Below are 12,918 nucleotides of genomic sequence, written 5' to 3'. Positions count from 1 at the left end.
ATTGTGATGTAATAGCACCAGTTTCTACTCCAAATGGCTCTCAAGATGTTGAAGCTTTAATAGATGAAAATGCTAACAACACTTGCACAGTACCAGGAGAAGAAAATACGTGCAACCTAAATACTGAATGTGGTGATACTAATTGCGCGTTAGAGAATCAATGTGAAGATGAAAACAACTGTGAGGACAATGGTTGCATGATTGAGCAAGGTTCAGATTGTGCAGTTCCTGATGTAGTGGAAGCTCCAAAAACCGAAGTTCCAAAGGTAGAAGTACCAGTTGTGGAAGAACCAAAAACAGAAGTACCTACAGTTGAAGTACCAAAGGTAGAAACTCCAGTGAATGAAGTACCAAAAACTGAAGCTCCTAAAGTGGAAACGCCAGCAAATTCGCCAAGCACAACAGTGCCAAGTGGCGTACCAGCTAACCCAAACAATAAGAGCTTTAAATATATGGATGCAGTTGAGAGAGAAATACTAACTTATGTTAATGAAGCAAGAGCTCAGCAAGGTCTTAAACCATTAACTTGGGAAGAAAACATGAGACCAATCGCAAGATATAAATCAAACAACATGCTTCAATACAATTACTTTGAGCACAACACACCATCACTAAACAATGCAAGCCCAATGGACTTAGCAACTAAATACTTTAAATACAGCACAAATAGTTATGGTGAAAATATATTCTATAGCCAAGGTTATGCAGAAGCAACAACTACAGCTAAGTATCTTGTAGATCAATGGATGAACTCACCAGGACACAGAGCTAACATTCTAAATGCTAACTGGACTAAAATGTCTGCAGGTGTAGTATTCTCTAGCCAAGGTAACTATGTTTATGCAACACAACATTTCTCAACAAAATAATTAGTAACTTAAAAATGTAATCAATAAAATTTCGTAGGATAACTCTTACAGATTTTATTATATAAAGCAAAGGACAACCAAAATGGTTGTCCTTTTTTTAAGATTATAGGAACATTACATATCTTCATAGATTGGTTCACCATCAATAAAGGTAGCTGGAATGCCAAGTTCTTCAAAATAATCACAGATTCTTTTGCATGCAAATTTTTCAGTGGAATAATGTGTTCCACCTAATACATTTATGGAGTTTTCTTCCTCCATCTTATGCGTGTCTGAAGAGTGTGGGTTTTTCACAGTAATACCTGAGATAAGAACATTAACTTTGTTTTCTAACATTTCAGAAATAGTATCATTATTATTTCCACCACCAGCTACAATAGCTACTTTTCCATCAGTTATATCATTCTCTCCATATAAATAAAGTTTTGTATCATGACCTAACACCCTTGTAAACTTTTGTTGCAATTCTATCATATTTTTGCACTTTGTCTTACCAATTACACCACATAGTCCCCCACGATACACACCAAAAGGCTTTTCTATTTCAATATCTAAAGCGTCTGCTAAAGTCTTACTTGTTGAATATTCACTGAAATTATCTAGTGGCACATGCAAATTATAAATAGATATCCTATTTTCCTTAAGCTTTTCTAATAATGCACTATTCATTTGCTGAAATGGTATTGGCTTTCTAATATCCCAGATAGAAGGATGATGTAGAAATAACATTGAATCTGTTACTCCTTCCTCAATAATTCTATTTATAACTTCGTCAGTTGGAAACACCGCAGAATAAACCTCATTGATTTCAGTAGCAAAATCGCACACTAAACCCATACTTCTTTTCTTAAAGCTAGGCGTAAGATAATCTTCCACTTCCCCCATATATCTTGCCCAATCATCACTTAATTCTGGAAAAATAAAATCTTTTTCTAAACTGTTATATAGATCAACAGCCTTCATAAATATCTCCCCCATTTTACAAAATAATAAATGTCATATTCATATATAATAACTCACTAAAAATATTCTAGGTTAATTTTAACATTATAAAATAATAACTTCCAGTTCTTATTATCACTGGAAAGTACATAACATGAACTGGAAGTTGAACGTTAAGAATTCTTATTGATTTTAAAAAATCAATTGCATTTATGATTTATCAATTAGTTTGGATCGTTTGGTCTTTTAAAGTTTAGTTTTCTAGTTTGATTTTTACCGTCTGGATTTTTGCAGATGGCAAATTCTTAATTAGGATTTCTATTCTTTTAGGGTGAATTGGACTTAAAATGATACATTATTCTAAATTAATTTGTCCATAATGTTTATCTTCATATTTCATAATAGCTATCTTCTCATTAACCCATTCAATTGTATAACTACCACTGGAAAAGATATTTAAACCATTTATCCGATTCCAATTAACTGGCTTTTTAAACACAACATACTTTTTTTCATAAATGGAACTATAACCATCCAGCAATGAGGATCTTTCAACAATTACCAATGTGTTAGTTTTGTTTGGTGATGAAAAGTATAGTTCGTTTTTAGATAAGATAACCAATTGAAATAATATTGGGACTAATGAAATAATAATAACAACAATGCGAACAATTTTTTTATTACATATTCCTTCTCTAACTACAAATAAGGTAAATAGGTATAACCCAATTAAAATTAAAGCTATATCTGTGTAATTGCCAATGAATGATAATTGAAAAATCTCTCTAAGCAATGTACTAAGAATTATAATCAATATATAAATCACGGATATACTTTTAAATAATCTATTTCTTTTAATTGTGATCCCCTCCATTTTTTAAGAATTTGTACATGTTTTAAATGTGTTAAAAAATTACATAAAATAAGATGGAGAATTTAAGCTCCCCATCTTAATCATCTCTTAAAAACCCTTGCATTTACTATCTCGTTTCTAAATATTTAATCTAGCTCCATAACCATAAACTTAGTGTTTATTTTCTTAAGTTAACCTTGTAAACACACTGAATTTATAAGTAATAGAAAAATGAAAATTCCACGTCTACTTTATAAGGTAAGCTAACCTTCTAAAGAATCTTCCTATATTCTTAAAAGAAACTATATTACACAAAGCTTCCGTGAACTTTCCAAACTTCCTATAAAAGAAATTAAAGGCTAGAAATGGAATCCATTGTTTTTTAGACTTTGGTAGTCTTTTCATTATATTTTTAAAGGTGTAAACTTCTTTATATATCCATAAATAGCCGTTATATAGTTCTTCACTTGTGATATTCTTGGGTTTATATACCACATGAGCAGTATTATAATTGGATAAATTAAAATCTACAATTCTATTTTCTTCTAATAATGAGGAGTATAACTTTGTGCCGGGATATGGGGTAAGGATATGTGAAGTTACGGTTTCTATCTTATTTTTAACTATCCATTCTAAGGTACTTTTAAATACAGAGAGGTCATCTTCGTCTAATCCAAAAACAAAACTTGCATTTATCATTATTCCTCTTTTATGAATTTCATCTACAAGCTTCTCATATCTGTTTACACTGTTTTGCACCTTATGAACGCTATCTAGAGACTTACTATTTATGCTTTCAAAACCTATGAATAGACTTTGACAACCAGACTCCTTCATTTCATCTAATAATTCAGGCATGTCCAATATATTAGATGTAACCGCTGCGTTCCACTTTAGTTTAAGAGGTGTTATTTCCTTTAGCAATTTTTTTGTCCATTTAGGATTCCCAATAAAATTATCATCAATAAACATTATATGTCTTGTATTTAATGCCTTTATATCTTTAATTACATCCCCTACTGGTCTATTTATATAAGTTTTAAGTACATTTTTGCAGCTATTGTAGCAGAAATCACATTGAAAAGGACATCCCCTGCTTGTACTTATCACATTAGTATATAAATACTTTTTATTATCTATAATAGAATAATCAGGGGATACTATTTCCATCCCAGCTATACTTTCCATATCATAATATATCTTTTTAAGTGAATTATTTTCTTTATCCTTGAGGATTTTTGCCCAAACTCTCTCAGCCATTCCCACACATAATGCATCAAAACTATTAATAGCTCCCTCTGGATCTGCTGTAATATGTATGCCTCCTGCAATTACTGTTACTCCACGTTTTCGAAACTCTTTTGATATTTCCACTGCTCTATTAATAACATCTACAGTTACGGTTATTGCTACAAAATCCACAGGCTCTTCAAAATCTATGTTTTCTATATTTTCATTCACAACAATAACTTCATGCTTTTTCGGTGTAAGATTGGCTATTGTTAATAATGCCAATGAAGGAGACATTCTTGTTTTTAACTTTGTATCCATAGGTCTTGGTAGCATTAGTGGTTGAATTAATTTAATTTTCATTTATTGCCTCCTTATAGGCTTCCTTATTGAAATTTCAATTTATTTATTATTAAAAGCCTTAAGGGAACCAAGGTAGTACCGTGTATAATTTAAGTTTTAACTTTGATTCCCTACAAATAGACTTTACAGAGGATTTAACTAATTTTATTGGTATAGTATCTTTTTTGAAGTGAAGCAGCAAAAGCTGCACTTACTGCCGTAGCTAAAATCACTATTAATGAAAATAATATGATCCCTGGGGCGTCATCTCCCTCCGCCAAGAGAAATAATAATGGCATGCTTATCACATACAAGCCACTGATTGTGATTGTACTGTATTTTATATTCTTTAAAGCCCTTACAGACAATTCCGTGAAAGATTTGTCCCTGTTAATATTGATTAAGAGTTTTATAGTGTGATACAGAGCAAATAAAAATGGAATCCACGCTGCATGTAAAGCGGTTAAACCTAGATATTGTAAATAACCTGGTACTGGAATCACGTCTACGAGTGAGCTCATTATCCTAGGCAAGAAAAATATAAATAAGCTAAGAATTGGAATTACAATAATAAAAAAAGCTAATTTTAAAAAGGATGTTCTTCGTTGTTTCATAAAAGTCTCTCCTATATTTCTTATACTGCACACAAAGATTAATAATCTTTGTACCACATTTTTAATTTTTATGCATCATTCCTGTATTCTAAAATATCCCCTGGTTGGCAGTCCAAAGCTTTACATATTGCCTCTAAAGTTGAAAATCTAATGGCTTTTGCCTTTCCATTTTTAAGTATTGAAAGATTCGCCATGGTTATTCCAACCTTCTCTGTAAGCTCTGTTACACTCATTTTCCTTTTAGCCAACATCACATCAATATTGATTATAATTGCCATGTTACCCACCTCATATCGTTAAATCATTTTCTGATTTCATATCAATTGCATCTTGTAAAAGCCTTTGAAGAACAGCTGCAAACACTGCAATTACCATTGAAGCAAAGATAGGTACCATTCCCATTAATATGAGACCTGGGGCATCATCTTTCTCTGCTAAGAGGTAAACGAAGGGCATCATTACCACATACAAGGCACTGATTATGTTTGCACAGTATTTTATATTCTTTAAAGCTTTTACAGATAATTCCGAGAAAGCCTTGTTCTTGTCAATATAGCCTAAAAGTCTTAAAGTCTGATACAGAGCAACGGAATACGGTATAGATGATAAAAATATACCTATTAAAATTGGATATAGTATATGGTTATAATTTGGATTTACTGGATTTTTAGCTAACCAAGGCAATCCAAATAAAAACAAAGCAAGAACTGGAATTCCAATAAGAATAACTACTATCTTTAAAAAAGTTGTTGAATATTTTTTCATAAAAAGCACCTCTCTTTTAATTTCTATATTTAGAATAACATATCATTTATCGATTATCAATATGTTTTTATTAAATTACATCATATTTATATCGACATATTAACTTCTTTCAATTCTTCTTTATTATTTTCATTATCTTAATTACAAAAATAAAAGTCTTCTTACCATAATGATAAGAAGACTTTTAAATGTTCATTTTCCACCTATTTATCGAAATTTTAGAGAACCACCTTACACATTGGCAGGTTGATATAGGGTTACTGAGCTATATCTCTAGCTTAACTCTTGATATCTTGACTTAATGTTACGTAATTAAATTTATTTCTAATATAATTACATGTAGGTTTTGGAAAATTATCAATTAATCTTTTTTTATCCAATTTCTTTAGAAGGTGGCTCATACAACTCTACAAATGTCCAAGTTTTTCCCTTATCAATGGATTTAAATTTCCCCATCACATTGCCTCCATTAAAATCCCCTGATTCTCCCTGTCCTACCAAAAGATACAACTCACCATTTTCCATAAAAGGAGTTTCTGTTTGAATGAAGGGTTCAAAGGTTTGCCCCATCCATTCTTGCTTAACAACAGGTAAATTTACAGGCTGAAAGGTTTTTCCTCCATCTTCGGTTCTGTAAAAGCTTGATTCTGCCCCTTCAATTCTTTTATAACTCATAAACCCTATATTTTCTTCAATAAATCTTGCTGAGATTAAAAGCTTAGTGCTTGGGCCAGGGCCAACTTCTGACCAAGTTGCTCCTCCATCTATGGTTTTATAAATAAGTTGACCTTCTTGTGTCATGGCTCTTCCACTTGTAGCAACCACAAACCCTATTTTATCCGTTGGAAAACTACAAAACTTAACTCTTGCACTATCAATAACTTTACTTATTTCTGAGGTTTTCCAAGTGCTTCCACTATCATCTGAGTAGATAATGTTAAGAGGTATTTCTCTAGTGCCACCATAGATAAAAGCAGTTTTCTCAGGACTTATCACACAACTTCCTTCCTGAAGCTTATTAAAATATTCTCTTCCATCACCCACTGCAACCAAGGTATCAAGGTCAATGGGAACTTCCTTCCAATTACTTCCCTTATCATAACTTACATAGCAAATTTTATTATTTATTTTATAGGTATATTGCTGTACTTCATAGGGAATTTCTGCCTCATACTGCTGTTTATATTCATCCTTTTCCTTTTCTCCACTGGTTTGGTACTTTTCTAAATCATAGCCTGCTGGACTTTGAAGCTTTGATAGAGTATAACGAAGACTTCCCTCTGAAGACTCCTCTTCCTTAAAACATAGAACCCATTGACAATTGATTTTATTTTCCATAATAGCTCCATTCCAAAAGGAAGAAGTTTTTTCATTTAAGAGTTTAGGGACAATAGAAAAATCAATTTGAATCACATTGGCATCTTTAGCGTAAACCCCATCAATAGAATATCCAAGGACTTTTTTACTCCTAGGGACATATTTTCCTTCATACTGCTGAAGGTATGCCTCAAGCCACTTTGTTCCAACTAAAGTAATATCTTTTGTTTCACTTTCCACAGAAAATCCTACAGGGAGCTGAAGCTTTTTTTCTTGATACTTATAAAAACTAAAAAAAACAGCTGCTATTATAACAATGGATGAAATAGTTATCACCCATAACTTACTTTTATTTTTCATTGAACTCTTGTTATGATCCATTAATAATACCTACTCTCCTATTATGCTGTAAACGATTTTTAAGACCTACTTTTTAAACTTATAGCAGATTTAAAAGTATCCTTTATCATGGCATTATAGGATTTCTACATACCCTTCGGTACCATTTACGCGAATTCGCTGCTCATCTTTTATCAGTTTGGTAGCATTTTCTACTCCTACAACTGCTGGTAAGCCGTATTCTCGTGCGATAACTGATCCATGAGTCATCAGTCCACCAACTTCGGTGACTAGACCCTTTATGGATACAAATAAAGGTGTCCAACTAGGGTCAGTAAATGAGGTAACTAATATATCTCCATCTTCTAGATTAGCATCTTCCATGTTTAATATCACACGTGCTCTTCCCTCAAAACTTCCTGAAGAAACTGGGAGACCTGCTATAGCCCCCGCTGGGAGATTTTCTCGTTTGTACTCACCTGTAAGGATTTCACCGTCAGATGTGATAACACGTGGTGGAGTTAGTTTTTCATATAATTTGAACACCTCTTGACCTTTTTTAATGATTTCGTAATCAAGTTTTTTTGTGCGTACAACTTCGCGAAGTTCTTCAAAAGTGAGGTAGTAAATATCTTCTTTTTCATGAATAACCTTGGTTTTTACGAGTTCTTTGGCTTCCTTCATCAAAGCTTGTTTATAAACAAAGTATCGATTAATAAAGCTGTATTTTGGATATTCACGATAACCAATGAAATTTCGGATTAGGTCAATCATTCGTTTTGTCTCTTTGGCCTTTTCTTCACCATCCGGTAATTCCTTCAATCGCTTTAATAACTCTTGTTCTTTTTTCAAAGCGTCCTGTCGCCCTTGTTCAAATTTCCGATTACTTTCATTAGGCTGAAAGTTTTTGATGTTATTGAGAATCATAGGTACAAGTGCAATTGGTTTTTCGCTGAAGCGGGGTCTAGTAATATCAATTTCTCCACTGCATCTCATCCCGTATTTATTTAGATATGAGAAAATTGCGTCTTGGGTTTCCTGTCCACCATGAAACTTAACCAATTCGTTCAAAAAGTTATTATCTTTTACATGTTGTAAATAATCAATTACTTCTGGATAAGGACGAATCACATCTGCCACATTAAGTAGGGCCAGCCCCATTTCTGACGTAATATTGTTTGGTACAGATTGAGAAAGTATGTCTGCGACGTTTTTTTCACCTAACCATTCATTAATTTTTTCATTGATCCATGATGAAGCATCAATAGCAGCCATAAAAACAGCTGAACTTTTTGGGTCAAATAAAATTTTCTTTAACTCTCCAATATCATCTAAAATAAAATCAACTAAAGCTAATCCGGATTTTCTTTGGATTTTTTGTTTTAACTCTTCTATGGATGTTTCGCTATTCTTAATCAAATCAGAAACAATTGTCGGGTCACTTTCAATTTGTGTCTTTGAATCTGCAGACCACGTACTTTTATTGCTTTTACGCTCACTCTGTTCCTCTTTACCATTTGGTAAACATTTTATGAAATCTCGCTCTATTATTGTCATAAGTGCATCTTTTAAGAGGGGATCGTGTTGTCCCATGTTATTTAATAACATTTTTCTGCTGTCTGGTGTAGCCAGCATTTGTGTCACATCAACAAACAACCTTCCACCAGCTTTAAACCTTTGGCCAAAAGATATTAACTCCATTAAAGACATTCCTAGGGGTTTCAAGGGGTCGGTCATCATTTGTTGATGACCCACAGATACATAAACGTGGTTTTCTTCATCCTTGGCTTCAGGGATAGGGTATAAAGTGGTTATTGGTCGACTCTGGACAATATAAAATGTATCCACAGCCAAACACCATTCTATATCTTGGGGAGATCCGAAATGTTCTTCGATTTTTCTTCCTATGCCCTCAAGTTGTAAACTCTGCTCATCCGTGAGAGCTTGCCTATTCTGCCTCTCAGGAGCAATATCCTGTTTTTCCGTACCACCATGTTTTAAGGCATAAATAGCTAGCTTCTTTAAGGAAATCTCCTTTTCCATAATCACACCATTACGAACTTTATAGTTATCAGCATTAACTAGTCCAGACACTAAGGCCTCACCAAATCCGAAGCTGGCATCAATGGATACCACCTTTCTATTAGAAGTGACGGGGTCAGCAGTAAACAAAACCCCTGACACCTCCGGGAATACCATTTTTTGAACAACCACAGAAAGGTGGACTTTACTATGGTGAAAGCCGTTTTGAAGTCGATAAATTATTGCCCTCTCTGTAAATAGCGATGCCCAGCACTTGCTTATATGTTTTAAAATTGGATCCTTACCAATAATATTCAAATAAGTATCTTGCTGTCCAGCAAAGGAGGCTGTGGGTAAATCTTCTGCAGTTGCGCTAGACCTTATTGCATAGGCATTTTCTTCTCCAAGTTTAAAGAGAAGGCGGGTAATCTCATCACCAATGTCTTCAGGGATGGGTATTCCTTCGATGAGCATGCGAATCTCACCGCTAAGTTTACCGATTTTATCCCGATGTTCTACCTTAAGACTCGATAACTGATGAAGTAATTCATTAATTTGTGGGGTTTCCTCAATGATTCTTTTAAAAGCTTCAGTAGAAATACAAAAGCCCTCTGGTACCCTTATTCCTTGAATCCTGGAAAGCTCCCCCAGGTTCGCTCCTTTACCCCCAACAACTATGATTTTTGATTTGTCAATGTCTTGAAAACCAATCACATAAGAACTCATATGTTGCCCTCCTTTAATAATTATCATTCGATGTAAAACGATTTATCGCAGTATTGTCTAGTGCTTTTTAACTCAGATTTTTATATACTTCATGTGTTAAAAATCCACTTCCCTAGCGTTGTACTCCCATGTTTTATAAAGAACTTACGTTATGAGGTACTAGAATATTTATAATGTTCCCTTTGCAATAGTGTATATACCAGGTGAAATTTCTTAGGATTCTATGATAATACCCCTCAAACAAATCTTCTTAACATGCTATTGAATTATAGCACTAGAAAATAAGAACAAACAGTCTCCAATTGTAATTTTATATATGCTATAATTAAGATGAAGGGAAATGATATTTATACAGAAATACGAAGAAACCTTTAATTTTTTTATTCTAAATAAGTATGTTCAGGCCTCCCTTCTGTAGATGCTCATATTGAATGCCCAAAAATATTTCTGCAGATGTCAGTTATAATTTAATGTAAAAAGAGTTATTTCAGTAATTGCTTACCGAAATAACTCTTTTTAAATCACTCATGGCTAAAATGTTCTTAGTTTGAGATTACCTCATCGCCATTTACATAAATGGTCTATCGCTAATTATTTAACTAACGCTAGGTGCGCTTGTCCAAGAATACTCCGCAGACTTAGACTTACTAGCATTTTCTATATGCACTAATAATTTTTCCAAGAGATAATTCTCATTTATGTCATTATCCTTTTTTTCTAATTCCACATAATACCCTTCTGTTGCTATAGTAACTATTTCAGCATTATTTACTAAATAGTTAAAAACAGACATGTCCACTGGATTGATAGCTTTTTTAGTGTGGAAACAATCTAAATCTATATCTAAAATAAATTTCTTGTTTATTCTATTCCCAACAAAAAAATCAGGTATAAACTTATTTATCTGATTTAATTTAAACAATAGTTCCTCACTCTCTATTACCTTATTATATACATCAATTTGACACTCATCACCATGTGAACTTTTATTACATTCCTTAGTGCAACAAGGATCTATATAGTATATCTTGTTATTTGCATAATCTCTGCAAACACCCGCACTTAGAAGGCTAAACACTACTGCATCTGATATTATCCCTGCTTGCAATGAAAAATCTATATGCTCGTCATTGCAGAGCCTTTCTAATGCTGCGCTTATTGTACTTGATTTATTTATATCTGTATTTGCTATTAATTGATTTGTTACTTTTCTCCATTCTGATCCAGCAACCTTATGGGAATGCCTGCAAAATGCATTACGGGTATCCATATGGTGGTCAAAAGTTAATAATACTGGTATAGTTTCACTATTAGAAGCATATTCTGACCATGGAATTATAACTTCGTGATGATTTTCTACAATATAAACTTTCTTTTCTCCCACTACTTTCTCAGTTACTATATTTGTTTTCAACTTAAGCTCTCCTTTAAAAACAACTCATAAATTTCGCCATTATCTAACATACCATATTCTTAATAAAAGGAAAAGAGTTGGTTAACAGACAATCAATCTAGTGTTAAGATAGTGAACTTAAAAATAATCAAAACCTCAACCTTCTCCATCATGTCCTATACTATGAGATAATCATTTTCCACTATAAATTATATTATATTTTTTAATAAAAACAGTTAGTAAAGCCTCATGTGTTTTACTAGCTATTTTATAATATTGCAAAGAAACTAATTAAGCATTTAAATTATTTACTGTAAAAGTCATGTGTCAAAAATTATAGATAAGGTCTATAGCATATGAAATATTAAAATTTCTTATAACTTAGGGAATATTGAGTTTTCAAAACATACCTTTTTATTTTCTTCTTCTTTTCTCAAAATATCTAATGTATGACCGCTTGCTCCCAGCAAATCCGGTCTTTCACAGGTGGCAAAATGATAGTTAAGAAAAAGCTCAAAAGTCTCTTCATCCATTGCATTTATAACAGGACGCATATAGTTAGCTGGGCCATCTGCTGCAATGATTTTTATCCTTTTCATCCTTGCCTCTTCATTTAACTTATTAATATCCTCAGTCCTCACATAATCATATAAATCCTCTGGCTTTGATAAAACATGAAAATCATCAGTAAGCTTTCCATTGTCAATGCTTGTACGAATATTGTTTTCCTTAAAACCATAGGTTATTACACTATATTCATTCATACAATATGCTACTAAGATCACACCATTAACTTTCGTTACTCTTTTTGCCTCTTGTAGCACTTTTACTTTATCCTCGAATTTATATAAATGATACATTGGCCCAAATATAAGAGTCATGTCAAAAGTATTTTCTGCAAATCTTGATAAATCTAATGCTGTTCCCTGATAGGCTTTTACTGTACTTCCTTTTGACTTTAAAATCCCAAGATTGTGCTTCACAAGTTCAACGGCAGTAACATCATATCCTTCGTTTGCTAATGCTACAGAGTATCTACCCGTGCCAGCACCAACATCTAAGATTTTCTTCTTTCCATTATCTTCACTATCACCAAGGTACTCATGAATATATTTCATAGAGGTAATATATTCAACTTGTCCATACTTCCTAGTTAATCTTTTATCTTCACAAAATTTATTGTAGTATTTTTCTAGTTCTATTGTCATCTCTTATATCCCTCATTCTTTTTTATATTTGAATTATTAAATACAAAAAGCATCTTTATATACTTAGTTTCTCATAATCTTCACTGTAGAGAATAACCCACTCCAAATTGAAGTAATGAGGATTTTCTTTGGTGGACTTAAGCCATCAAAGATTTATTGGGGTAAAAGTTTTGTCTGGAAAATAGAGCAATTCTTTATATAAGCTTGTACTATTTTTTCTTTGAAATATTAATTATTCTAAACTATATCACCACATAAAGCAAGATTACAATTAACCCTCGTTCTACTCTCACCATTC

General features: G+C 32.8%; 11 protein-coding genes. 1 reads left to right on the top strand and 10 read right to left on the bottom strand.

Translation table 11 applies throughout. The features are described 5' to 3' along the window. Positions 1–11: 11 nt before the first annotated feature. The gene (locus RR409_RS12885) at positions 12–869 is read left to right on the top strand and encodes a CAP domain-containing protein (protein WP_332558172.1); all 858 of its coding nucleotides are present in this window, start codon (positions 12–14) and stop codon (positions 867–869) included. A gap of 114 nt (positions 870–983) precedes the next feature. Here RR409_RS12885 and RR409_RS12880 read toward each other — a convergent pair whose 3' ends face one another. From RR409_RS12880 to RR409_RS12835, 10 genes are all read right to left on the bottom strand, one after another. Next, on the bottom strand, positions 984–1,832 hold the full coding sequence (locus RR409_RS12880) for a Nif3-like dinuclear metal center hexameric protein (protein WP_332558170.1): 849 nt from the start codon (positions 1,830–1,832) through the stop codon (positions 984–986). Between the two features lie 334 nt (positions 1,833–2,166). Continuing rightward, entirely contained in the window at positions 2,167–2,625 is a 459-nt protein-coding gene (locus RR409_RS12875) for a hypothetical protein (protein WP_332558169.1), read from the bottom strand. Between the two features lie 285 nt (positions 2,626–2,910). Next, a complete protein-coding gene (locus RR409_RS12870) occupies positions 2,911–4,257 on the bottom strand; it encodes a radical SAM protein (protein WP_332558168.1) in 1,347 nt (448 codons plus the stop codon). A gap of 134 nt (positions 4,258–4,391) precedes the next feature. Then, on the bottom strand, positions 4,392–4,850 hold the full coding sequence (locus RR409_RS12865; RefSeq protein ID WP_332558167.1) for a DUF2975 domain-containing protein: 459 nt from the start codon (positions 4,848–4,850) through the stop codon (positions 4,392–4,394). Positions 4,851–4,918: 68 nt separating this feature from the next. After that, positions 4,919–5,128 carry a helix-turn-helix transcriptional regulator gene (locus tag RR409_RS12860; protein WP_261673235.1) on the bottom strand — a complete coding sequence of 70 codons (210 nt, stop codon included), beginning with the start codon at positions 5,126–5,128 and terminating at the stop codon, positions 4,919–4,921. Between the two features lie 10 nt (positions 5,129–5,138). Further along, positions 5,139–5,615: a DUF2975 domain-containing protein gene (locus tag RR409_RS12855; protein WP_332558166.1), complete on the bottom strand. Its 477-nt coding sequence runs from the start codon at positions 5,613–5,615 to the stop codon at positions 5,139–5,141. A 372-nt stretch (positions 5,616–5,987) separates the two neighbouring features. Beyond that, on the bottom strand, positions 5,988–7,313 hold the full coding sequence (locus tag RR409_RS12850) for a sialidase family protein (protein ID WP_332558165.1): 1,326 nt from the start codon (positions 7,311–7,313) through the stop codon (positions 5,988–5,990). A gap of 93 nt (positions 7,314–7,406) precedes the next feature. Then, positions 7,407–10,019: a phosphoenolpyruvate synthase gene (gene ppsA, locus RR409_RS12845; RefSeq protein WP_332558164.1), complete on the bottom strand. Its 2,613-nt coding sequence runs from the start codon at positions 10,017–10,019 to the stop codon at positions 7,407–7,409. Positions 10,020–10,614: 595 nt separating this feature from the next. Next, positions 10,615–11,433 (bottom strand): UPF0489 family protein, encoded by an 819-nt coding sequence (locus RR409_RS12840; RefSeq protein WP_332558163.1) that lies wholly within the window; start codon positions 11,431–11,433, stop codon positions 10,615–10,617. A 353-nt stretch (positions 11,434–11,786) separates the two neighbouring features. Continuing rightward, complete coding sequence (locus RR409_RS12835; protein ID WP_332558162.1) at positions 11,787–12,620, bottom strand: methyltransferase domain-containing protein; 834 nt, start codon at positions 12,618–12,620, stop codon at positions 11,787–11,789. Between the last annotated feature and the right edge of the window lie 298 nt (positions 12,621–12,918).

Source organism: Clostridium sp., from assembly GCF_036642255.1.
Classification (GTDB): Bacteria; Bacillota; Clostridia; order Clostridiales; family Clostridiaceae; genus Clostridium_J.
This window is presented reverse-complemented; position numbering and strand designations above follow the sequence as displayed.